A 25,411-nucleotide genomic window follows, 5' to 3' on the forward strand; every position below is an offset into this window, starting at 1 on the left:
AGGAATTGATCCGGCAAAGTTGGAAAAAGGTTTGGGGTTATATAAAATGGGATTTCCGGATGTCCATGAAGATGCTGCTACATTTGCGGCGGAAGCATTATTAAAATTAATAGGAGATTACGATATTCATCCCGGAGAAATATCCAGGATCTATCTGGGAACAGAAAGTGCACTTGATGCCGCAAAACCTACTGCTTCTTACGCCATGCATATGGTGGAGAAAGTATTGGAAAAAGACTTTGGAACGAGATGCTTCAAAAACTGTGATGTGGTAGATATGACGTTTGCATGTGTGGGGGCGGTGGATGCGCTCCACAATTCCCTTGATTTTGTAAGAGTAAATCCTGATAAAAAAGCCATTGTGATTGCAAGTGACTATGCCAAATATGAGCTGGCTTCTTCCGGAGAGTATACACAGGGAGGAGGCGCCGTGGCTTTATTGATTTCCGCAAAGCCGGATTTATTGGAAATTGAAAATCATTGGGGAGTAGCTACAGAAAGCGTTTTTGATTTTTTCAAACCAAGAAGGCATTATAAAAAGGAAGACTTACACAATAGTCCTGAATCCTTTCCGGATAAAATAGAAATCTTTACAGATGAACCTGTATTCGATGGGCAATATTCCAATCAGTGTTATCAGGACAGGATACGGGAAGCTTATCAACATTATAAAGAAATTTCCGGAAAAGATAAACCTTATGAAGATTGGAAGTATCTTATTTTTCATCTACCTTATGCTTTTCACGGGAAAAGAGTTTTTACAGAGATTTACAGTTTGGAAAATGAATTAGCTTATGAAACTGCCGAAGAGCAGAAGGCAGTGGCAAAATCAGAAAGCTACATTCAGTTTATCAACGATAAAATTGAAAAAACGCAAAGAGCCTCATCAGAAATTGGGAATATGTATACAGCTTCGATTTTTATGGCCCTTCTTTCTGCATTGCAAACCTCTTTTAATGAAAATGAAGAATTAACAGGGGAAGAAGTAGGTTTTTTAGGATATGGAAGTGGTTCCAAATCAAAAGTATTTGCCGGAAAAGTCTCCCAAAATTGGAAAAATGTAGTTTCAAAGTGGAAGTTGTTTGAAAATTTAAATAAGAGGACAGCCATTGATTTCGAGACGTATGAAAAACTGCATAGAAAGCAAATGAGTCAATCTGTTAATCAAAATTATAAAGGATTTGGATTAGATAGTATAGAATTGGAAAATCCTGTTTTGAAAGGCGCGAGATATTATAGATACAAGGATTAAAAGTTTAAATTCTATTTATATAAAATCATCTTTGAGAAGATGATTTTTTTTTGACTTAAACTTAATTTAATTTTTGTTAATAAATCATAACTTTGGGAAAAATTATTAAATTTGACTCATATTTTTTTTCTAATTTAAATTAAAACATAATTGTATAAAAAGAACATTATCACTTCTAGGGCTTTATTGCTTTTAGTTCGTTATTATCTCAAAAAATTGCTTCCGATAAATTGTATAGTAATTCTGACCTACATTATTGTTCTGATGGATTGGATATCAATTGGCATGTAAGAATAAGATTTCGAACTGCTAGCGGATTGGTTAAATGTAAATAATAGAAAAAAACTGAAAAGTTCAAATGTAGAATTTAACAATATAAAATTGATATACATAGAAACGGAACTGATGGACATAAATTTGGAATTTTATTAAAAATAATGCCAAAATATAATCCACTTTCCAACCTTTGAAGATATAATTGCATCTATTATATAACACGACAAGTTTTGACGTAGTGTTCTGTTAATTTGCTGTATAATATTAGATAAGCAGACAATGACATCATATTAAGCCATTTAACATGAAATTATGAATTATTAAAAACAATTAAATTGCAAAAAACATAAAACTAAAATTTTAATACAACAAACAATGACTCGATTTTTATTTATTTTATTTTTTATACTTTTTGGTATAAGTCAATCACAAACTTTTTCTAATTTTACAACAGTTGGAACTCAAGACCAGTATGTTCCTGTTGTTTTTAGATCTACAACAGCGGATGGAGGTAATCGCACATTCTTTATTTCAAGGACTAATATTCATGAAGATAGATTATGGCTTGCTCATGGTATTGTTGCCATTACAGGTATTGGTTATGGATGGGGATCGAATGGGAGTAGTTTGAGAGTGGATAATTTCACCTATGGAGTGGATACTCCTGCATCAAACGGACAGGCAATATCTTTTTTAGGAAGAGTTGTGTGTGCTCAGGCAAATAATGACATTGTTGTCTTTCTAAGAGGAGGTACTAAATATTATTATGGGAATGCAGAACTGATAAGCAATACAGGATCTCACCAAGATGCAGCAGGGCAGAATTTAAATACAGTTTCTATAAGTGATCCTCTTTATAACCTCCCAAAAGGTTCTTATTATGGCAATACGGATATTAATGCAAAAACTTCAAATTTCGCATCATTAGCAAATGGAAATGTAGGAATTGGTATAAGTAACCCAATTAATAAATTAGATGTAAATGGAGTAATTCATGCTAAAGAAGTTAAAGTTGATTTACAAAATTGGCCGGATTATGTTTTTGAAAAAGAATACAAATTAAATTCATTAGAAGAAGTAGAAAAACATATTGAAGAAAAAGGACATTTACCTAATATCCCTTCTGCTGAAGAAGTTATAAAAAATGGCATCAACTTAGGAGACATAAATGTCAAGCTTCTTGAGAAAATAGAAGAGCTTACTCTTTATTCGATAGAGCAGAACAAACAGATCAAAAAACTTCAGGAAGAAAACAAAGCTTTACAATCCCAATCTGAAAAGATTGAGAAATTAGAGAAGCAATTAGAGCAACTTCTTTCCAATAAAAAATAAACACTATGAAAAGAAAATTATTCTCCCTATTCTCTCTGTTTATAAGCTTTTTAGGCTTCTCACAAACTGAAGTTTACTTCAAGTATGATGAGGCCGGAAATCAAAGATACAGAGGAACTAATGCCAGTGGAAAACAAGCACCTGAAGAATTTACCCAAAAGCAAGCTAAAACAGAAGAATCGGATCTTAAGGAAACCCAAACAGTTGCGGCTGTTCAGGAAAAACCGATGGATGAAAAAACATTTCTGAAACAGATAAGGCTTTATCCTGTCCCTGTAAATGATGTTCTTACCATAGACTGGACTGAGGAAGTAGATGATCTTATCGAAACTGTTTCTTTATATCAACACAGTACGGTTCACTGGAAATTCCAGCAACAGAATATTCCGAGTTTGAACAGACAGTTGAAGATCAATATGTCTGGCTATCAGTGGGGAGTGTACATCTTACATTTTACTTTGAAAGACGGAAGAGTGTTTACAAGAAACATTACTAAGCGATAGACTGTTTTTTTCCATTTTATTAATTTATTACATACAAAGAATATGAAAATTCTTTCATCATTTATATTATCCTTTATTTCGATAGTAGGATTTGCCCAGACCATTCTATATCAGCTGGAGAGTGTTTCCAGAACGGTGCAGGATCCTCAGACAGTTGTTTTAGCCCAAGGGTTTCATGCGACTTCCAGTGTTTCTAATCCCTTTGTAGCGAAGATTGGTCCTGGAACAGAAAATCCGGGAGGAGGGCCTACAGATTCTCAGGCGGGAGCTAATAATCCATCAGGAACAACGGCACCTTCAGGACAATACTTTCATGATACACAAGGAAATATTGAAGTAAATGGAACAGGGCAGCTGCAATTTACTTTACCTATTGCCTTGCCTCCAGGTGTAAAGAGTGTAGCTCCACAAATCAACCTAGTTTATACAAGTGGATCTAACAATGGTATTGCCGGATATGGCTGGAATCTGTTAGGTTTAACGGCTATTTCAAGGTCTGGAAGAACGGTAGAAAAAGATGGAGAAGCTAGAGGAGTACAATTAGATTATTCAGATTATTACAGTTTCAACGGCCAAAGATTGATCTTAAAATCGGGGGAATATGGTAAAGATGGCGCTGAATATGTTACTGATAAATATTCAAATGTGAAAATTAAATCGGTAGGAACGGCGCAAACAGCTACTCCACAGCCCATGTATTTTCATGTAACATTTGAAGATGGTTCTCAAGCATGGTATGGAGATAATCCGGACTTAAATTCTCTTAATGGAAGAACATCCATTGAATATAATATTGTTAAATGGAGAGATCCGCAAGGAAATTATATTACTTATGCTTACGACTATGGTACAGGACAAATGCAAGGAGGAGTAAGTAGAATATCTTCAATCCAGTGGGGAGGAAATGAGGTTTTAAACAAGCCACATTTTAACAGGATAGATTTTAGCTATATTGACAGAAGCTTGATTGAAGATTTTTATGTAGGAGGATTCCGCTTTGTGCAAAATAAGTTATTATCAGAAATTAAAGTAAATACCAATGGAAGCCAGTTTAAAAGATATGCGATTAATTATATTAAAAATGGGACAAATTATGAAGTAGTCGATAAAATAACAGAACACAATGCTGATGACGATAATGCAAATCCAGTAACATTTGCTTATCAAGCTCCTATACAGCCGATTTTAGAGTTTTCAAATAACAATGCAGACAGCTTTGATAATGTTAAACTGACAGGTGATTTCAACGGAGATTCCTATCTGGATTTCATTATAAATAATGGTACAGTGAAGCTTGGAGGTCTTAATGATACCTATACCGATGTGTCCACAGGTAAAACTTTTAATGCAGAAGCTAAGGTTATTCATACATTATTAGATGAAGAGGGGCAAGCCTATAATGGAAACGGGATTGTACAATACGAAGGCGGGAAAGTAGTTGGCTATATTTTCAGGGATAATACTTTTGTAAAAGTATATGAAAAGCTAATATATTCCGATCCGAATTGTACCTATCAGGGAGGAGGTGAAGGATGCAGTATAGAATTAAATTCATTCAATGAAGGAGATGTAAATGGAGATGGTATTTCTGATATTTTTTTAACTCTTAAACGAAGAGAATGTCAGTTTGAACCAATTCCGGGATGTAATGATCTAAATCAAAGGTCAGCTTCGGATGATACTATAAATAGACCACCACCATGTTATGAATTGAACTGTTATACCTATTTAGTAGGAAACTTTATTGTTGATTTAAAAAATCCTAACAATCCTTTATCCACCTATACCCTTGATTCAGGAATTAATGAAAACACCTATTATAAACAACAGTATTTGGATGTGGATGGTGATGGAAAAGTAGATATAATTGATGTTTCTAATACAGCCTATACCGTATTTGAATTTGTTAAGACATCTTCTAATCAGTATCTCAAAAAGATAAGGTTCGCCGGTAATTTGGCTGAAACAAAAGCACCAGAATTTCCAGTATTATTTGGAGATTTCAATGGTGACGGAAACTTGGATTTTACAATCCCTACTACCGATACACAGGAAAAAGATAATTGGAGGTTTTATATAGGAACTGAAAAGGGTTTTTCTAATTTCTTAAAAACAAATTTTTTAAAATATAGAAAACCTAATGATTACAATAATAGTCAATCCCCTACTTTTAATATTTACAGAAATTACTATTCAGCATCAGACGTCAATAAAGATGGTAAATCAGATATAGTACATATAGACTCATTCAATAAGGCTGGTCAGGTAAATTCAAGCGGACTTATACTTAACAGATACTTTGGTTATAGTATTGCTACTTATACTGCTAATGGAGTTACAACAAATGGAAGTCCGGATTTTTTTACCAGTTATGCCTATGGACCATATAATTATGTAACTTATGATGTAGATGAGTTTACTTTATTTTCTCCGATTACTTCACAGGTAAAAGTGAATAACAATTATTATGATGTACTTTTATTCTGGAAACATAGGATACATAAACTTAAATCTCCTTCTTCTGTCGGAAGGTTGGCGCAGGTACAGTCTATTAATCAGGGGGGAATTATCACATCGGCAGATTATTTAGAAGTAATTCCGAACAATGTCGCTAATTCTAATTTTTATAAGAAAGTAAAAAAAGAATATTATCCATACTTTTCATTACCTCGTGTTGATCAAACGTATGCTGTTTCTCAACTTAGACAGGAAGGAAGAAAACAGGATTTTCGTTATAGGGGCATGACGGGCCACATGCAAGGAAAAGGAATGATGGGGTACCATCAATCTGCCCGTTCTTCATGGTATGCTGACGGATTTGAAAATACAAAGATCTGGTCAGGAGTTGAAATCGATCCTCTTTTTGATGGCATCCCAGTAAAAGAATGGAGTATTAAAACCGATAACGAATCAAACATATTCCCAACTGATATTTCTGAGAATAACACACAGTTATTAGGCTTTAAATCCACTGTATATCAATCGGATAAATTATTAAACGGACAAATTGTAACAGGAGTAATTTCCGATATTGATAAACCAAAGGTGGTTACTGCTACCATTCCTAAAAGTATCAAAACCAAAGATTTTTTAACAGGTATAACAACAAATACCTCAATGACATATGGTGATTATTACCTTCTTTTCCAAAGTATATCCAATGTCAATAACAGTTATGCTGTAACCACGTCCACATTTGAATATATACATAATCCATCGGGAACAGGGAGTGAGTATTATATTGGTCGTCCGAAAACCAAAATGGATGTAGTACAGGCTTATGGAGATACCAAATCTTCTAAGGAAGAATATACTTACGAAAACAACCTCCTGAAAACATCAAAAACCTGGAACAGAGATAATACAGGATATTTACAAGAAACCTACAATTATGACGGATTTGGAAATATTACTCAAAAAACGATCAGTAACAGTATAGATTCTCAAACTCAAACGAGCCAGACTCAATATGATACTAAAGGTAGGTTTGTCATTAAGAAAACTGATAATTTAGGATTAGAAACCAATATTGAATACAATGATTGGGGACAGATAAAAAAACAAATTGATCCTTTAGGAAATACTCTTGTTAATATCTATGATGCATGGGGTAAGCTATTAACTTCTAAGACTAATTTGGGAGGAACAACGACCTATCAGTATGATAAGGATAATAATTCCAATATTACTGTTACTCGGTTTGATCCTGATGGGGATGTATCCAAAAAATATACCGATAGGTTAGGACGCGATTATAGAACTTCTACGAAAGCATTTGGGCAAGGGCAATTTGTTTCTAAAGAAACCCAGTATGATATACTAGGAAGGAAAACTAAAGAATCTGAGCCGTATTTTGAAGGACAGTCTTCCAATCAGTGGAATATTATAGAGTATGATGATTCTGTACTTCCTATCACTAAGGTAACCGCTACCACATTTAATGGTAAGCTGATGGAAACCACCGTTTCAGGGTTAACTACTACAGTAAAAGAATTAAATGGTTATGGAAGAACAACATCTAAAACTACAGATGTATTAGGTAATGTAGTTTCAACTACAGACAAAGGAGGAACGATCCAGTTTACCTACAATGCTGCTGGGGAACAGATCAAGGCTCAGTATGCTGAAAACATTGTTACTACAAAATATGATGCATGGGGAAGAAAATCAGAATTCAATGATCCTTCCAACGGAATTTATAAATATGAGTATGATGGCTTTGGTCAGCCTAAGAAAATCACCAGTCCGAAAGGAACTAAAGAATATACATATAACAATTTAGGTCAGCTGATTACCCAAAGGGAACTTTCTACTACTGATGGTGGGCAAGCTACGGATAAAACGATTACTTATACTTATGATGATAAAGGAAGGGCAACTTCAAGAGCCGGAACATCCAAAGGAAAAGCTTACAGTTCAAGTGTGGGGTATGATCCTCAGGGAAGATTGTTATCTTCATCTGAAAGCAGTAATGGAAAATATTATATCCAGAAAGGGATTACTTATGATGATAAAGCTAGGGTAATTTCTTATGAGAAGCAACTCTATTCTTCAGGAGTTCTTACTAAGGTACAAATAGAAAATGTTTACAGTCCTTGGAATGGGGAGCTATATCAGGTAAAAGACAAAATTTCAGGAAAAATCCTTTGGGAACTGAAAGAAACTAATGCCAAAGGACAGGTTCTCAAGGCTAAACTTGGAGCAGCAGATATTAATAATACGTATGACGCTAATGGCTTCTTAACTAATGTCAATCATTCGTCAATAATAAAACCGAGTATTCTGCAACTCTCTTATTCTTTCAACGCAATAAAAAATGAACTCAATAGCAGGATAACTGGAGGTGACTTTAATATCGTAGAATCTTTCGATTATGATGATAACAATCGTCTGGTTAACTGGACAGATCCTGTAACAGGAATAAAACCTTCCTCTAACAGGAACATTTATGATGTTAAGGGAAGAATCTTAGAGAACGATCAGGTAGGAGCCATCAAGTTTGAGAATTCTGCTAAAATATATCAGCCAACAGGAATGACCTTAAATGCTGCCGGAACACAAAACTATAACAATGACCTGATTCAAAGCATTGCTTATAATGAAAATAATGACCCAGTGTTTATTGATGGAGAGAAAGGAGATGTGGCATTTCAGTATGGGCTTTCAAGTATGAGGCAAAGAGTAACATATGGAGGCAACTTCAGCATCGACGGAGATGGTAAATTTACTAAATTCTACAGTGAAAACGGAAGCTATGAAATCATAAAAGACAATATTACCGGAAAAGAAAAGCATCTCATTTATATTGATGGAACACCATATGAATCAAATATTGTATATTTAAAGAACTTTGAGGAGAGCAGCGGTTCTTACAAATTTTTACATAAAGATTATATAGGCAGCATCTTAGCGATCAGTGATGAAACAGGAAATAAACTGGAGCAAAGGCATTTTGATGCCTGGGGGAATTTTACCCATCTTCAGATAGGAAACGGAGCCATTATTACGGATAAGAATATTATTAATAACACTTCGTTAATAATAGACAGAGGATACACCAGCCATGAGCATTTTGCAGAAGTAGGCATTATCCATATGAATGGAAGATTATATGATCCGTTATTAAGAAGATTCTTAAATGCAGATGAAAACATCCAGGATCCTTATAATACCCAGAATTATAATAAATATGGGTATGTACTCAATAATCCACTGATGTTTAATGACCCAAGCGGAGAGTTTCTTCCACTTTTAGCCCCTCTTATTAAAGCGATTGTTATTGCCGCTATTTCTTATACTGCTACCATTTTAGTTACCGGAGCAAAGTTTAACATTCTAAATTTATATTCTACCATTGTAATGAGTATGATAAGTGCAGGAGTGACGATGGTTATAGGAGATGTTTTTTCAACTGCTACGGCAAGTATTGGAAATGAGGCTTTAAGAAGTTTGGTTCATGCAGGGGTACAGGGAACGTTGAGCTTTATGCAGGGAGGCAATTTCTTTACAGCTGCTGCAAGTGCATTTGTATCGAGTGTTATATCTTATGGATATGGCCAAGCTGTTGGGGCTGCTAACTATAGCGGTGCAGAACAAGTTGCAGTGGGGATGCTTTCAGGAGGTGTAACTCATGCTCTTGCAGGAGGTAATTTTTGGGAAGGTGTGAAAATTGGCGGAATTGTTGCTTTGTTTAATCATGCAATGCATAGAATGGAATATAGAGATAAACTTACACAATTCTTAATAGATAATGGAATTGATCCTAGAGCGAAAGCCACTAATGAAACATTAACAAAATACAAAGAAATATTCAAAGAATATTGGGACGGTAGCGCCCAATGGGCAGAGTTTGCTACTGAAGAGTCGATTGCACAATGGGAAGATAGTACGAATAAAATTAGCTTAAATAAAAATGGTTCGTTCATTACGGAAAAAGGACCAGCTGACGGCTTGACAAATGATAGGTCTGGAAAGGTATTACTTTCAACAAGATTATATAGTAAAACCAATTGGTATTTAGCAGATCGTTTTATTCATGAACAAATACATTCAATTGATATTATTTCTGGATTTGCCAAAAGCCTTTGGGGCCATCCAATAGAAAATGATATAATTGAGTTCAGAGCATATAATACAGTTAGAAAATGGACTGGAATTTTAGACCCAATAGGAGCAAGACATCTATTAAATATTACATCCTTTTTTATGAATAACTTTAAGTAATATGAAAATCACTAAAACATTAATTATTCTATCTATTCTTTTAATGACAAATTCATGCTATTCACAAAGGAGAGCTGATAAAAATAAATTAGAAATAATATTTCCTGAAGCTGTAAACATGGTCATGGTAAAGACTGGACAAGATATGGTAATAATCAATAAATCCAATGAAACTTATATTATAGATCCTTATTCTTTTACCGTTAATGTAAAAGTAATTGAGAACGATAAAGAAATACAGCCGTATAGACAAAAATTATTTGGCTCTTATGGGAGAGATATTAATGACTGTAAGGAAACAGTATTAATAGTAAAACCTAAAGAAAAGATTAAGACTAAAGTATTTTTTTTCCCTCTTGATTATTACAATTTTTCTACAGATAAGAAATATATATTAAAATCCATGGCTTCATATAATAGAAATTCGTTAATCGGCTGTAATGAATATATTAATCAATTAGAAAAGAAAAAGTATAAAATTCCTGATATACAATTAAATGTTACCTCTAAATTAATTTTAAATTAAATACTATTCAATCCTCAAAAAGAAAAAGTATTCTATCCCTGCTATTTGTAGGGATTTTTAGCAAATTTTGTGGTGTAACTCATGCTCTTGCAGGAGGAAATTTTTGGGAAGGTGTGAAAATTGGTGGAATTGTTGCTGGTTTAAATCATATAATGCATCAAATGGATTTTGATCCTAAAGAAATACTTGTACAACATTGGGATGCAAAATATTCTAGTGAAGATAAATGGATGTTAAATAAGGTATCAGAAGGTTATCAAGTAGTTAAATGTTCCGGGTGCTGCTAATGGTCATCAGTTGTGAATATCTATAACTCTGCGGGCACAGTTGTTGGCTCAATACAAGGAAATGATGCTCTTTACAGATTTAATACTGCTACAAAAGGAAATTTCACCAACGTCTATAACCTAAAAATAATGGCCCAATCTAAGGTTACATTAAGACAAGGTATAAAATGACTGGAACCACTATAAGATTCGTTTCAAAAGGATTGATGGTGCCAACATGGGGTGCATCTTCACCGGGCATATTGTTATGTGAAGGTCTTTGATGGACAGGATTTGGAATAGAATCTTGGGGTAATTATCAATTAGGTAATTATAATAAGATTTGGCAAGGACTTTTATTGAAAGGAGCTACTAAAGGAGACCCAAAAATTTGGAAAGAAGCTCAGAAACAATTAAAATAATAAGATGTGTAATTATATTATCCAAAACTTAATCTTCCTGTTTTTAGTTTTTTTATATATTTATTTTATCCTAAATTTTAAATTTAGAAAAACTGATTTCAATTATAAAGATTATATAAAAAAAAGAAAAAGGCAATCTTCATTGTCTTGGTTATTAGATATCAATGGTTGGCAAGCAGCCATATTTTCAATAATTTTCACAATAGTATACTTCTTTTTGAAAAGAGGTGTTTTAACAGATATTTTAAGTATTTTTGGAATTACAATTTGTTAAGAATTAATCCCCTGAAATCTTCGAGGGGTGTTTTAAAAATGTCGTGAGTCCATAGGTTTCTAAAATCAGAGAAATAATATCTAGACTAATAATTCAAACTTTCACAAACCTACTCACAAACATCGCCGCCACAACATCCCCAACCGCATTCAAAACAGTAGCTAAAGGATCAACCAGAGTACCTATAATCATTACCGCAGGAATAGCTTCTTGTGGTAATTTGTAAACGGAGATCATCAGCATTTCACCAATATAACCACCGTTGGGAATTCCGCCCGCTACAATACTTACAAAGACTGTGATTCCTAGTGCTAATAAAAGATTGGACGGTTCAAAGAAATCTCTTCCGATAATCAAAAAAGCTACATAAATCTTAATAATCGAAGACATGGAAGAGCCGTTTTTATGCAAAGTAGTTCCGATCGGAATCACCAGATTGGCAATAGAATTCGGGATGCCAATTTTAGAGGCTGCCTGTAAATTGGAAGGCATCGTCGCAAAGCTGCTGCATGTGCTTAATGCTGTAAGAGTAGGATAAATGGCGTTGGTCCAAAAACTTTTGACTCCATTTTGTCCATTGGCCATAAAAGCATACAAAGAGAAAAATACCAGAAAGTAAATAATTCCGGCAATATAATATAATCCCAGAGGCTTTCCGTAAAACCCAAAAAGCTGAGGTCCTAAAGTAGCCACCTGATACGCAAAATAAGCGCCTAAACCAATCGGAGCCAGCTTCATAATCAATAAAAGCAATTCCTTCATTACCTCATATCCTGAAGCAATAAAAACCCTGAACGGTTGCCCTTTTTCACCTGATTTTCTGGCGGCAAAACCGGTCAAAAAAGAAAATATCAAAAGAGCCAGCATATTTCTTCTCGAAAATAACTCTGTGAATTCTCCCACGGTGAAAAAGCTCACAATTCTATTCCCCCAACTATCCTGATTAGCTGTTTCATTAACGATTTCAGAACTTCCCGAAATAGAAGACACCGGAAAAAAATAGACTGCACAAATCGTAAAAATAGCTGCAATTAAAATGAAAAGCAGGAAAGTAAAAGACATAGCAAGAATAATCCTGCCAAACTTAGACTGCTGCTCTAAAGAAGCTATAGAATTGGAAACCGCAAAAAATACCAGCGGAACCACACTCACAAAAAGCAGATTAAGAAAAATATCTCCTAGTGGCTTAATATAATCCACAATGGAAGGTGCGGCAATACCTATAATGCTTCCAACGGTGATTCCTAACAGTAACAATAGAATTCCGGAATAGTTTTTCAATATCTCTTTCATACAGGGCTTTTTATCAAAGATAGGCTTATTTTTAACATTCCGTTATATAATTTTTAGGGCTAAAATTTCTAAATTTGAGTAAACATCGTTTCTATGGCTTATAGCGATTATTATAAAATTTTAGGCGTAGAGAAAAACGCCTCCCAAGACGAGATTAAAAAAGCCTACCGTAAACTCGCCAGAAAATTACATCCGGACCTCAATCCCGATGATAAGGAAGCTGAAAGAAAATTCAAAGAACTTAATGAAGCTAATGAGGTATTAAGTAACCCCGAAAACCGGGCTAAATATGATAAATATGGAGAACACTGGAAACATGGGGAAGAGTATGAAAAAGCTCAGCAACAGCAAAGACAATATCAACAGCAGAATTATGGTGGTTTTTCGGGAGCTGATTTCGGAGAAGGTGAAGACTTTTCAGACTTCTTTCAAAGTATGTTTGGCGGAGCAGAAGGTTTCAGGAGGAGTTCCCGCGGAAGTGCTTCCGGAAAATTCAAAGGACAGGATATGCATGCTGAGCTGAATTTATATTTAAGAGATGCCGCCAAAACCCATCCGCAGACTTTTGACATTAATGGGAAAAAGGTAAGAATCACAATTCCGGCCGGAGTGTATGATGGACAACAGATCAAACTGAAAGGACATGGGAACCCGGGCTTCAATGGAGGTCCGAACGGAGATTTGTATATCACCTTCAATATTCCGCCGGATCCGGATTTTGAAAGGGTAGGTGATGATTTGAAAACAAAAGTCACCATCGATCTGTATACTGCCGTTTTAGGAGGAGATGTAAAAGTAAATACGCTGGATGGAAGTGTCAACCTTAAAGTAAAACCAGAGACCCAAAACGGAACTACTGTACGATTAAAAGGTAAAGGTTTTCCCGTATATAAAAAAGAAGGGCAGTTTGGCGATTTATTTGTGACCTATGACATCAAATTACCAACTCATCTCACAGAGAAGCAGAAAGAACTTTTTGAACAACTTAAAAATTCCTAAGCCATGAGTGAAAGAATATCACGAGAAGAACTCGTAAAAATATACAATATAGAGATTACTTTCTTTGATGAGCTGGTAGATTGTGGCCTGCTGAACGCACAAACTGAAAATGATATCCTGTATATAGACTATGAAGATCTGCCGGCTTTTGAAAGATTTACCAACTGGCATTATGATCTGGAAATCAATTTGCCTGGTTTGGAAGTGATTCATGATATGCTTCAAAAAATGGAAGACCTTAAAAAGAAGAATCGGGAACTGATGAAGAAACTTTCCGCAATAAGTGATCAGTATGAAGATATTTAGTTTAGCTTTGCAAAGCAATTAAATAAGGATGAGTGAAGAAAAGGTAATCAGATTAAAGCCTGTAAGGAAAGACTTTGAAGATATTTACTTTAGTGGAAATCAGGGGAATTTGTTTTTCTCATCGACTACAAGAGGAAAAACCATCACAACTATAATCATTGGTGTGATTCTACTGATTCTCCTTCTTTTGAAAGATACATTAGGTAAAGAAAACTTTGGGATCATATATTTTGTAAGCTTTTTATTCCTTCTTTGCGCCGTTTTCCTCTCGGTAAGCATCAATAATGTCTCCAGATGGAAAAAAGGAGTGGAAAGATATCTAAAATCACTCGAAAAGTGCAGCTTATATCAAATAAGCTTCAATCATGAATTTTTCAATATAAAAATTGATCAACAGGAAGAACATAACCTGTGGAAAGATTTTACAACAGCAGAGATTAATGATATTTATATTTCATTAGACGGAAAAAACAGCTATATGTTTCCAAAGAAAGCAATGAGCAAAGAAGATTATCATTTGCTCACAAAATCAATACAGCAGAACATTAATCAACAATAAAAAACTCAGAGCAATTTGCTCTGAGTTTTTTTATTTATTTTAGTCTAGCCAGCCCATTTCTTTCATCCATTCATCGTTGTAGACTTTCGCTACATATCTTGAACCATGATCGTGAAGAAGAACTACAATTACATCATCTTTGGTAAACTGGTCTTTCATCTGAACCAGAGAAGCAATAGCGCTTCCTGCAGAATAGCCGCAGAAAATTCCTTCTTCCTTGGCTAATTTTCTTGCATAGATCGCTCCGTCTTTATCAGTTACTTTTTCAAAATGATCGATCACAGACATATCATAGTTTTCAGGAATGATATCTTCTCCAATTCCTTCCGTGATATAGGTATAAGCATGATCATAATGAAGCTCACCCGTTTCATGAAATTCTTTTAGAATAGAACCATAGGTATCTACACCGATTACTTTGATACCCGGTTTTTTCTCTTTAAAAAACATTCCACAACCTGTAATTGTACCCCCTGTTCCTGCTCCCACCACAAAATGAGTCAGCTTTCCGTCAGTTTGTTCCCAAATTTCAGGAGCTGTAGATTCATAATGAGCTGTTCTGTTGGATAAATTATCATATTGATTAACGTACCATCCGTTTTCGGTTTCTTTTGCCAGTCTTTTGGAAACAGAATAATATGAACGCGGATCTGTAGGTTTTACATCGGTAGGGCAAACAATAACTTCAGCACCTACGGCACGAAGGATATCACATTTTTCTTTCGATTGTTTTGAATTGGTTACAAAAATACATTTATAACCCTTGATGATCGCCGCCAGAGCCAGCCCCATTCCGGTGTTTCCTGAAGTTCCCTCAATAATGGTACCTCCCGGCTTCAATCTGCCATCTTTTTCAGCATCCTCAATCATTTTAAGAGCCATTCTGTCCTTTACGGAATTCCCCGGATTGAAAGTCTCTATTTTTGCTAAAACTAATGCCGGAAAATCTTCCCCTAAAACTTTATTAAGCTTTACCAATGGTGTGTTTCCTATAGTTTCAAGAATATTTTTTGCGTATTTCATAATCGGTTTTATAAAGCGGGGCAAAGATACGGCTTTAAAATTAGAATCTGAAAAAAGTCAATGGTGAATGACCAGTAGTCAATGAATGCTAGTAAAAAATTCACTATTGATGATTCACGATTCACATTAATTATACTTAATCACCTTCACCGGAGAAATCTTACTGATTAAATAACTCGGAATAATCAAAGCCAGTGCGGAAATGATCAGTATTCCGGCAGAAATGGAAATAATAGCAACAGGATTTAAATCTACAGGAACCGTACTTACATAGTAATTTTCAGGATTCAGTTTAATGATACCGAAGAATTTTTGAAGCAGAATCAGTCCAAGACCAATAATATTTCCATATAGAAGGCCTGGAATCATAATGATAAGGGTATAATTGATGAATGTTGCCCTGATCTGTGAATTGCTTGCACCTAAAGTTTTAAGCAAGCCTATGGAATTGGTTCTTTCAATAATAAGAATAAGAAGAACCATTATGATATTGATAATTACCACAATGAGCATAATAATGATAATCAATGCGATATTGGTATCAAAAATACTGATCCAGTCGGTGATCTGAGGAAATTTCTCAGTCGCTTTTTCAGCATAATTTTTATAACCGATCAGTTTTTCGATTTCAGGGAAATCACGGTCAATATCATTCACGTTTTTAAGGAAAATATCAATTCCGCCTACTTCATCGGGCTTCATCTCCTGAATTTTTCTGACATGATTAATTCCTCCGATGACAAACTGATCATCAATCATTTTAATATCCGTACGGTAAATTCCCACCACTTCAAATTTTCTGTAGATAGGCTTTTGATCTGCTTTTGAGAATACGGTGACAATGCTGTCTTTTACCTTTAAATGCAGATCCTTGGCAATTTTCTGAGAAATGGTAACGCCATGATTATATCCTACTTCCGTTACTGTAGGGGTAGTTCCAGCAACCAGGAATTTTTTAAATCTTAAACTGTCAAAATCTTTTCCTACTCCTTTGAAAATAATGCCTGCAAAATTATGTTCATTACGCATAATCCCCGTAATCATAGCATATTTTTGGATGCTTGCCACATCAGGAAGCTCTTTAATTTTCTGTATATGTAACCCTTGATTGTCAAGAACAGAAGTATTATAAGAAGAATTGGATCTTGTAGATTTCACAGTAATGTGCCCGCTGAAATCCGCCAGTCTTTCCTTGATCGCTTTTTTAGAACCAAAACCTGTGGAAACCGTAATCAGCGAAACAATAATCCCTAAAGCAACAGAAAGTCTGCCGATGAAGATGATAACCCTGGAAAGGTTATTTTTGTTATCTTTGGAAAATGCTATTTTTCTAGAGAAATATAAAGGAAATTTCAAGCTTATGAATTTAGATTTCAAAATTAAAAATTTACTTTTTATTTGCCTAATTTTTTTAGGAGTATTCAATCAATATTATTCTCAGACTCAATATACAGACTGTTTTAAAACAGGTGCTGATCGCCCGGAGTTATATCTGCCTTTACTCAAAGATAAAACCATAGGTGTGGTAACCAATCAAACGGGTTTGATGAGCGACAGGACTCACCTTGTGGATTTCCTGGTTAAAAATAATATCAGAATAAAATCCATTTTTGCTCCGGAACATGGTTTCAGAGGAAATGCTGATGCCGGTGAAACTGTGAAAAACGGAGTAGACGCCAAAACGGGTATTCCGATTGTTTCATTATATGGAAATAACAAGAAACCTACACCGGAGCAGCTTAAAGGACTTGATATGGTAGTTTTTGATATCCAGGATGTAGGGGTGAGATTCTATACCTATATTTCTACCTTGACGTATTTAATGGAGGCCGGAGCAGAAAATGGAGTAGAGGTAATGGTCCTGGATCGCCCCAATCCTCATGACGGGTATACAGACGGACCGGTTTTAAAGAAAAAATGGGCAAGTTTTGTGGGAATGCATGAAGTTCCGGTAGTATATGGTTTAACGATTGGCGAATATGGGAAAATGGTTAACGGGGAGAAATGGCTGAAGAATGGAGTAGAGGCGAAATACACTTTGATTCCTATGTTGAACTATCATAAAAAACAACGGTATCCGATTTTAGATAAACCGTCCCCGAATTTACCCAACGATAAATCAATTAACTTATATCCAAGCCTCTGCTTTTTTGAAGGAACCCAGGTTTCAGCGGGAAGAGGAACAGATATTCCGTTTCAGGTGTATGGTTCGCCATGGACTAAAGATTTGCCTTATCAATTCACACCAAAACCGAATTTCGGAGCGAAAGATCCATTTTTAAACGGAAAATTATGTTATGGTGAAAATCTGTCCAATTATCCAACAGATCTACGCGAGCTCAATCTTGAATGGGTGATTAAAGCTTATAAAAGCTATAAAAACCCGAACCAGGATTTTTTTCTGAAAAATTTATGGTTTGATACATTGGCGGGAACAGATGTACTGAGAAAGCAAATTATTGCCGGGCAATCCATTACAGATATTAAGGCATCCTGGCAACCGGAATTAAATAGTTTTGAAAAAATCAGAACTAAATATATTGTTTATGAAAACTAATGTAAATGGGTGAATAGTGAATTTGGCTATGCCAGTCAATGAATACAAATCACAAGCATAAGCAAATTCACTATTGACAATTCACTTGTATAAACTTATATCAATCAGTCAAAATTCTGTGGTGGATTTTTATCGTCTTTTCCTTTATTGAGGATCAAAAGTCCGAGAGATAAGCCAATTACCCCAGCAAAAGCAGTTAATAAAGCTCTTTGTAATTTGTCCGGAAGATCATTTCCCATGTAATTCATTAGGAAAAGGATGATAAAAGTAATAACTGAAATGATGATATGGTTTTTTCCGAATAGTTTCATATTATTTTAATTGATAAGAGATCATTATACCTCCTCTGTAGGGAAGAATTTCGCCGCTTCTGTTCCAACCTTCCGCACCGTCATATCTCGTAAAGCTATCCGGAGGTATATTTTCATATCCATGATAAAATCCTTGTGAGGTCCCTCCTCCCAGGTAAACATCAATATTCCATCTTTCTTTCCATTGGAATTGATAGCCTACCGTGGCTCCGGCCATAATACTGAATCCGCGCTGGAATTTTTCTGCTCCCTGGTAGTTCCATTTTGTAAGATCAAATAGCCCTATACCTCCATTAATCCCTACATACCAACGTTTGAAAGCTTCTTTAAAATAGTAACGACCTTCCAGATGTCCCATATAAATTTGAGCATGGTTTCCTGCAAATGATTTCCAGGGGGAAATGAAGACATCTCCCTGTAAAGTATATTTGGAGCTTAACTGATATTCTAAACCGGCATTAAAAACACCGATAGGAATAAATAATGCATTCCCTTTTATATATAAGCTTTTTTCTTCCTGTGCATTTAAATTTCCTATTAAAAATAATGCAAATAAGCTAATAAGAAGTTTATTCTTCAGCATCATATTATTGAATTTGTTGTAATAGTTTTTCCGAAAGCATAGCGTCTTTGTTCGCTTGTAAAGCTAACTTCTTTGACATTTCCGCAAAGGTTTTAGCCATATCCTTGTTTCCTGTCAGATAATAAAGCTTTGCCAGTATATAGGTGTTTTCAGAAGTTTCTCCTCTCATTACTGACTTTTCAGCCCATTCAACTGCTTTTTTTAAGGAAGAAGGTGTTTTGATATGATCCGAAAATATCCAGGCGGCTTTTAAAAGCTCATTAGGATCAAAAGAATCGGAATTTTTATAATATTCTAGCGCAGTCTTTTCATATTCCGGAAAATTGGCATTTTGCTCATAAAAACTGAGTTTGGTTTGGTTTAGCCTCGTTCTGGCCTCGTTTTCTCCAACCAGTGGTATTGCTTTTTTCAGGAAATAATCATCATCGATCGTTTTGTTTTTCTCATTAAGAGCTTCCTCTATGATTTTGGATAAGTTTAACTGGTCGTTAAATTGCTTATAAGTGTCTTCCGGCAGATATTTGATAATCTCGGTTTTTCTGGCAGTGAAAACCTTATAATTTGAGTCATCCACGGATTTTAAAAAGTAAAGTAAATAGCCGATATCATCTTTGGAAAGCTCATCTGTTGGCTTTTTATTTTCAAAGTATCTTTCCGAAGCTTTTTTTGCAAATTCAAAATCAGAATTGGAAGTAAGCTTCATGACGTTGATCAGAAATTCCGGATCCTTTTCTCCCTGGGCGAAACGTTCCTTCAAAGAACCTTTTTTATTATTAGGAGCATTTACATCCTGCGCCATGGAAAGAAAAAGACTCTCCTCCATATAACCGTAATTTTGAGAAATCAATTCGCCATCACCATTAAGGAAAAGATAGGTAGGATAAGAACGAACACCATATTTGGCAGCAATATCTTTTCCTTCACCTTTTTCCATATCAAAGCGGGCATTCACAAAATTGGTGTTGAAATAATCTCCGACAGATTTCTTTGTGAATACATTTTTCTCCATCATTTTACACGGGCCACACCAGGAAGCATAAGCATCTATGAATACTATTTTTTTTTCTTTCTTGGCTTTAGCGACAAGATCTTTAAAAGGTAAATCCTGGAATTGGATGGCTTCCTGTGAAAACAAAACTACAGATAAGAATACAAATAATCCGGAGATAATCTTCTTCATTTTTATTAAATTTCTAGGCGAAGATAGCTAATTTCTGATATATAGCAGGTGAGTTTTAAGGGTTGTATAGTTAGATTAACTAATTTTAAGAATTATCACTTCATCTTAAAGAAATCCGTTTGGTTTTTGACATATGCCTTGGATCTGTTGTTCTGCAAAGGTTTTCCCCACAAAAGTAAATTTAAGAAAAAAATTAGCGGATTGATTTCAATCCGCTAATTTTTGTTTTCTATATTAGAGTATAAGAATTTGTCTCAAAAAAATAGTAACTCCATTATACTTAATCTTCAATAATAGGAAAACAGGGGCTTAAAAGATTATCTGTAAATTCTTCTAATTTCCCTTTGGTCAATCTGATTATAAAATAATTATTAAAATTACTTCCTTCCTCATCTCTATAAAAGATAATCCCATATGAAGCAGGTAAAACTTCTCCAATAAGGCACAATAAAGCTTTTATATCTTCCAATGTTCCATTTTTATGATTGAGTACTCCCATTAATGATAATATATAATTTTCATTACAATTTACAATTTTAGAAAACTGTGAAGAATTATTAAATTTATTGATATTTTTCTCTAAAAAAACCACCTGTTTTTTTAGTTTAGGAAAATCTTCTTCATAAGGATCAAAAGACAAAGTAACCCAACCTTTATATTCAAACATATTAATATTTTATAAGTTTTTCGAATATTCCTTTAGTTATTTATTACTTCTTGTGCTGGTTAGTTTATTAACTAATAATGATTGTTAAGAAAAATCAATCTCTAATTGAACAAGAATAATCATGAGTTTTTTCATTTTTTGTGTTTATAATTCTTGACTAAAATAATATTTTTTTTAAATATCTTGTATGAAAAATATCAAAAAATTATTAAATAATTATAAAATATAAAGGATTGCTGAACTAATAAGGCTTGTTTTAGGGATTTCGTAAGATAGTCAAATCGCAATAAAAGTAAAAACCTATTAGTAAGTCCATGAGTTTTAAGCGGAATTAAATAAAATATAAAAAAAAGCCCCTGATTTTTTAAGGGACTTTTTAGAAGATACTGTAGTTTTCCAGAAGTTACATGGAATGATATAGTTATATGTGATTTACAATTTTATAATCGTATATCTCATATTATTTTACTTTACATTCTCTGAATTGATTTTTTATTTGAAAACAAATATTCATCTTTATAGTTTTTAAAGGCTGAAATGAGGGAAGCAATACAAATTATCGTGTTGAATTAGCCCTTTAGTTAATAAAAACATTTTTTCCATTTGGCAACCGTATTTCGGCTTAAGTTGTAACGACGTGCTAGTTGTACATTACTCAAACGATGTTTTTTCTGATAATCTAAGATTCTTAAAATAAAATTTTTATCATAAGAGCGGAACTTTTGATTAAAATTTACAACTTCTTTATCTGTAGATGGAGAAATAATTTTATTAAGTACAATCACGTCCAAAACTGATAATTCTTTTTTTTGAAGTATGGCTTCACATTTTTCTTTTTTATCGGGATGTTTTTTTGAGATCAAATCACTATAAATAAGTTTGTAGTCAGGTCTTTGCATTAATGATTAGTCGGTTGTTCTATTTTATGAGAATTTCTTTTTATTTATAAATACGGTTTTATTTTTCTCTGGTCAAAAATACGTATAGCATGATTTTCCTTTACCACCAGTTTCACTTCAATTATAATCAGATATTGTTATGGTAATAATTTTGTTTCCTGCTTTCAATCAATTCCAGGATTACCCTTTCTTGGTCTTGTCCGATTAGATGTTTATAATTACTAATTTTAATATTCATATAATTATCTAATCGAAAAAAATATGCATAGATCCTCAACGAGGTTTATATTTGGTTATCCATCTGTATAATGTAGTTTTTGGAATCTTATATTCATCTATGATCTGCTGTTTCGATTTTTTCTTTTTATCTATTAACTCTAATATAAACTCTATCACTTCCATTGTATAGATATTTTTTCGAAACTGCGGCGGATGATGTACTGATGGATTTTCTTTGCCATCTTTTTTTGCAGGAGGAGAGTATAAAATAAGATGTTGTGAGTAGATCCTGAAAAAATCATATTCTAACAGCTTGCTCCACTTCAATAATGTTTCCGTATCTAATGATTTTTGAAGAAACATCTTTTCAATGTCTTTTTCAGATGTTCGTAAAAAGTTACGAGTTCTTTCCATGGGGATACCCATTTTTTGCCACCTTGATAAAATATAGCTTCCTATGTGGATGTTTTTATACATTCTTAAGTTTAATTAAATCGAAAAACTCTCAGAAAATCCAAGAGTTTTTTTATTGTTACTTATTTCTTAATTCATCTCTAATTTCCATCAACAAAATTTCAGTCAGTGAGCTTTCGGATGAAACAGGATCCTCCTTCTTTAGCTTATTCGCTGATTTAATGATTAAGAATAAGACGAAGGCAATACAGAGGAAATTAATGACAGCAGACAGGAAGTTTCCATATTTTACCCCGTTCCACGATAATGCAGCAATATTATCTGCACCCATTGCTTTTAGCGCCGGACTTAACAATAAAGGAGTAATTACATCTTCTACTACAGACGTCACTATTTTCCCAAAAGCAGCACCGATGATGACCCCCACTGCTAAATCAATCACATTTCCTTTGAATGCAAATTCTTTAAATTCTTTAATAAAACCCATAAATTTATTTTTATATTATTCTTTTCATTCAACAACTCTCCACTTTAATCTAACAGGTTACAGATTTGAATACCCCTTTTGTTTCTCCCTGGTATGACAGGGAGAAAGATAGGAGTGTCATTAGCTGACATATATAGATTTCATCATTTTATAACGATATTATTTAATACTTCCAAAATGACCATACCGAACCGTTAAAAACAGCTAACTGTTTCTTAGCAGTGTCATAAGCAATCATTCCCGGAGAAGGGTTAATAATGTTAAGGTGCGGCGAAGCTACCTTCGGTAAAACCATTGCCTTATTGGAAGATTCCAGCACCAGGATGCCGGGTGCTGAGGAAGAATTAGCCCCCATAATAACCTTAGCAGATGACACTTCGGTAAGTGAATTCTGCAAAGAGGTATCTACCACTCCAGAAGTATCTATACTAAGGTCAACCCATGTAGAAGAAGCTCCACCTCTAAAGTATTTCACTTTTTTATCGGATATATCAAATATCATAGTTCCAGGTACTGCGCCGGTAACAGCAGATGTATTTGTTACCCAGGGTAACAGAATGCCTTTGGGATCTGTACCAAATTCTAATAAAACCGAATCATTGGTTATACTGGTCTTACCTATACTAATTTGTGCACAGATCGGTAGACTATAACATACAATTATCATTCGAAATATTTTTTTCATTATGTATTTATTTTGTTTTTTTTATTTGTGATTAATCCGGGCAGGTTTGTATATTAAAACATTTCCATCCGGAATTGGAAGAGGAGGTAGGGTCAATCACATATACTCTTAAGCAGTTAAGAGTCGTATCGTAAACCACCATTCCATCTATAGGATTAGTAATTATTGTTGGATCTGCAATTCTGGTAAGGACGAAACCCTTGGTTTTAGCTTCCAGAGCAATATGAGCTCCCTTACGGGCTGAAGGCCAGTTGGTATTTGACCCTGCTCTTCCTAAAGCTGTAATTCCTACTTTGGTATCATATACCGTGCCGCCTGAATTTATCAACGGTTTGTAACAGCGGCAGCTATTGACACCTGCATTTTGCGAATCGCCAATACTTTGTCCTCCATTTGCAAGTGTCGGCACTCCATTGGCATCTACGCTGCCAATTATATTCCCATTACCATTAACTTGTGACTGACCAATGTTTCCACCTCCTTCTACCGCATCAGGGCATCCGTCATTATCAGAATCAGTGTCTAGATAATCAGCGATTCCATCGCCGTCTGTATCTTTTGTAAAACAATAATGAATAGTATCTACATGGCCAAAATCATGCACATAAACTTGGATTCTGTAGCTTCCTGGAGGAAGTAGTGTGCTGCCGAAAGATGACTCATGCCAGCTTTCTTGCCCCATTGATTTAGTGAAATTTATGTTATTCCCTGAAACGGTTACTGTATTGTTTGAAGTATTAAGAATTTCTAGTTTTGCGATCCATCCGGAAGAAGGATAATTATTTGCCTGGGTATCTCTATTTGAAAACCATGCAGAAGCTGTGATCAAAACAGGAGTTGAAACTGTAATCGTTTTATAAATATATGATGAACCATTATCTATATCTATATACTGGCTACCTGAATGGGCTGTATCCGGGCCTGCAGTATAACCGGATCCATTGACACGAACTACATTAAACCTATTTCCGCTAACGATTGTCCAGCCATTAAAAGTATCTGATGGCTGATAATTATTTCCATTGCTGTTTGATTGTAAGGGGCTGTCAAAATTATCACTAGCTGTAGAAGATAAGTAACATAAACCTTCATTACTGTCCAATATTCCGTCATTGTCATCATCCAAGTCCTGAGGGTCAGGTATTCCATCATTATCAGTATCTGTTAATACAGAAAACTGTTCGGAACTTCTATAATTGGAATAATTTTCAAAAACGTATTTCTTTGAATCTACAGACTTAAAAGAAGCGAAAATCAATAGTGATCCGTAATAAATTGTTCTATAGATATTTAATAAGGAACAACGATCGAATAAATTTTTCATATTAATTTGTAATTAATCCGGGCAGGTTTGTGTATTAAAACATTTCCAGCCTGTATTTGAAGGGGTCATAGAATCGACCACATATACTCTTAGACAGTTAAGAGTTGTATCATAAACCATCATTCCATCTACAGGATTAGTAATTATTGTTGGATCTGCAATTCTGGTAAGGACGAAACCCTTGGTTTTAGCTTCCAGAGCAATATGAGCTCCTTTACGGGCTGATGGCCAATTGGTATTTGACCCTGCTCTTCCTAAAGCTGTAATTCCTACTTTGGTATCATATACCGTGCCGCCTGAATTTATCAACGGTTTGTAACAGCGGCAGCTA

Annotated in this window: 21 protein-coding genes and 1 pseudogene; 9 read left to right on the plus strand and 13 right to left on the minus strand. The window is 34.5% G+C overall.

Annotation, left to right across the window (positions count from 1 at the left end):
• The 5 genes from ACGHIN_RS12640 to ACGHIN_RS12660 form a co-directional block, all read left to right on the plus strand.
• The coding region (locus tag ACGHIN_RS12640; RefSeq protein ID WP_390454013.1) for a hydroxymethylglutaryl-CoA synthase family protein at positions 1–1,252 on the plus strand (1,252 nt) is incomplete at its 5' end.
• Between the two features lie 651 nt (positions 1,253–1,903).
• Positions 1,904–2,860: a hypothetical protein gene (locus tag ACGHIN_RS12645; protein ID WP_390454015.1), complete on the plus strand. Its 957-nt coding sequence runs from the start codon at positions 1,904–1,906 to the stop codon at positions 2,858–2,860.
• A 5-nt stretch (positions 2,861–2,865) separates the two neighbouring features.
• The gene (locus ACGHIN_RS12650; protein WP_390454017.1) at positions 2,866–3,363 is read left to right on the plus strand and encodes a hypothetical protein; all 498 of its coding nucleotides are present in this window, start codon (positions 2,866–2,868) and stop codon (positions 3,361–3,363) included.
• Positions 3,364–3,405: 42 nt separating this feature from the next.
• A complete protein-coding gene (locus tag ACGHIN_RS12655) occupies positions 3,406–10,086 on the plus strand; it encodes an RHS repeat-associated core domain-containing protein (protein ID WP_390454019.1) in 6,681 nt (2,226 codons plus the stop codon).
• 1 nt (position 10,087) lies between these two features.
• Positions 10,088–10,612, plus strand: a complete 525-nt coding sequence (locus ACGHIN_RS12660) for a hypothetical protein (protein WP_390454021.1) — start codon at positions 10,088–10,090, stop codon at positions 10,610–10,612.
• A gap of 1,055 nt (positions 10,613–11,667) precedes the next feature.
• Here ACGHIN_RS12660 and ACGHIN_RS12665 read toward each other — a convergent pair.
• Positions 11,668–12,867 carry a dicarboxylate/amino acid:cation symporter gene (locus ACGHIN_RS12665; RefSeq protein ID WP_390454023.1) on the minus strand — a complete coding sequence of 400 codons (1,200 nt, stop codon included), beginning with the start codon at positions 12,865–12,867 and terminating at the stop codon, positions 11,668–11,670.
• A 93-nt stretch (positions 12,868–12,960) separates the two neighbouring features.
• On the opposite strand from ACGHIN_RS12665, the gene ACGHIN_RS12670 reads away from it, so the two are divergent.
• Genes ACGHIN_RS12670 through ACGHIN_RS12680 form a run of 3 tightly spaced genes read left to right on the plus strand, consistent with a single transcriptional unit; the run spans position 12,961 to position 14,731 of the window.
• Entirely contained in the window at positions 12,961–13,866 is a 906-nt protein-coding gene (locus tag ACGHIN_RS12670; protein WP_390454025.1) for a DnaJ C-terminal domain-containing protein, read from the plus strand.
• A gap of 3 nt (positions 13,867–13,869) precedes the next feature.
• Positions 13,870–14,172, plus strand: coding sequence for a chaperone modulator CbpM (locus ACGHIN_RS12675; RefSeq protein ID WP_390454027.1), 303 nt, complete (start codon positions 13,870–13,872; stop codon positions 14,170–14,172).
• 28 nt (positions 14,173–14,200) lie between these two features.
• Positions 14,201–14,731 (plus strand): hypothetical protein, encoded by a 531-nt coding sequence (locus ACGHIN_RS12680; RefSeq protein WP_390454029.1) that lies wholly within the window; start codon positions 14,201–14,203, stop codon positions 14,729–14,731.
• A gap of 39 nt (positions 14,732–14,770) precedes the next feature.
• On the opposite strand, the gene ACGHIN_RS12685 is transcribed toward ACGHIN_RS12680, so the two are convergent.
• Both ACGHIN_RS12685 and ACGHIN_RS12690 read right to left on the minus strand, forming a co-directional pair.
• Entirely contained in the window at positions 14,771–15,754 is a 984-nt protein-coding gene (locus ACGHIN_RS12685; RefSeq protein ID WP_390454031.1) for a PLP-dependent cysteine synthase family protein, read from the minus strand.
• 126 nt (positions 15,755–15,880) lie between these two features.
• Positions 15,881–17,110, minus strand: a complete 1,230-nt coding sequence (locus ACGHIN_RS12690) for an ABC transporter permease (protein WP_390454033.1) — start codon at positions 17,108–17,110, stop codon at positions 15,881–15,883.
• Between the two features lie 4 nt (positions 17,111–17,114).
• Here ACGHIN_RS12690 and ACGHIN_RS12695 point away from each other — a divergent pair, with 4 nt between their 5' ends.
• Positions 17,115–18,311 carry an exo-beta-N-acetylmuramidase NamZ family protein gene (locus ACGHIN_RS12695; RefSeq protein ID WP_390454035.1) on the plus strand — a complete coding sequence of 399 codons (1,197 nt, stop codon included), beginning with the start codon at positions 17,115–17,117 and terminating at the stop codon, positions 18,309–18,311.
• 104 nt (positions 18,312–18,415) lie between these two features.
• On the opposite strand, the gene ACGHIN_RS12700 is transcribed toward ACGHIN_RS12695, so the two are convergent.
• The 10 genes and pseudogenes from ACGHIN_RS12700 to ACGHIN_RS12745 form a co-directional block, all read right to left on the minus strand.
• Positions 18,416–18,622, minus strand: a complete 207-nt coding sequence (locus ACGHIN_RS12700) for a hypothetical protein (RefSeq protein WP_390454037.1) — start codon at positions 18,620–18,622, stop codon at positions 18,416–18,418.
• A 1-nt stretch (position 18,623) separates the two neighbouring features.
• On the minus strand, positions 18,624–19,202 hold the full coding sequence (locus tag ACGHIN_RS12705) for a DUF3575 domain-containing protein (protein ID WP_390454052.1): 579 nt from the start codon (positions 19,200–19,202) through the stop codon (positions 18,624–18,626).
• A 7-nt stretch (positions 19,203–19,209) separates the two neighbouring features.
• Positions 19,210–20,385, minus strand: a complete 1,176-nt coding sequence (locus ACGHIN_RS12710) for a thioredoxin family protein (RefSeq protein WP_390454039.1) — start codon at positions 20,383–20,385, stop codon at positions 19,210–19,212.
• A 280-nt stretch (positions 20,386–20,665) separates the two neighbouring features.
• The gene (locus ACGHIN_RS12715) at positions 20,666–21,052 is read right to left on the minus strand and encodes an Imm7 family immunity protein (protein WP_390454041.1); all 387 of its coding nucleotides are present in this window, start codon (positions 21,050–21,052) and stop codon (positions 20,666–20,668) included.
• Between the two features lie 581 nt (positions 21,053–21,633).
• Positions 21,634–21,951: a helix-turn-helix domain-containing protein gene (locus tag ACGHIN_RS12720; RefSeq protein ID WP_390454043.1), complete on the minus strand. Its 318-nt coding sequence runs from the start codon at positions 21,949–21,951 to the stop codon at positions 21,634–21,636.
• Positions 21,952–22,224: 273 nt separating this feature from the next.
• Positions 22,225–22,584 (minus strand): helix-turn-helix domain-containing protein, encoded by a 360-nt coding sequence (locus ACGHIN_RS12725; protein ID WP_390454045.1) that lies wholly within the window; start codon positions 22,582–22,584, stop codon positions 22,225–22,227.
• 118 nt (positions 22,585–22,702) lie between these two features.
• A complete protein-coding gene (gene mscL / locus ACGHIN_RS12730; protein ID WP_390454047.1) occupies positions 22,703–23,071 on the minus strand; it encodes a large conductance mechanosensitive channel protein MscL in 369 nt (122 codons plus the stop codon).
• A gap of 163 nt (positions 23,072–23,234) precedes the next feature.
• Complete coding sequence (locus tag ACGHIN_RS12735) at positions 23,235–23,738, minus strand: hypothetical protein (protein ID WP_390454048.1); 504 nt, start codon at positions 23,736–23,738, stop codon at positions 23,235–23,237.
• A gap of 49 nt (positions 23,739–23,787) precedes the next feature.
• Positions 23,788–25,080 carry a hypothetical protein gene (locus tag ACGHIN_RS12740; RefSeq protein ID WP_390454050.1) on the minus strand — a complete coding sequence of 431 codons (1,293 nt, stop codon included), beginning with the start codon at positions 25,078–25,080 and terminating at the stop codon, positions 23,788–23,790.
• A 12-nt stretch (positions 25,081–25,092) separates the two neighbouring features.
• A pseudogene (locus tag ACGHIN_RS12745) lies at positions 25,093–25,411 on the minus strand (thrombospondin type 3 repeat-containing protein); the annotation flags it as partial.

The sequence above is a fragment of the Chryseobacterium barbadense genome (genome assembly GCF_042849955.1).
Taxonomy (GTDB): Bacteria; Bacteroidota; Bacteroidia; order Flavobacteriales; family Weeksellaceae; genus Chryseobacterium.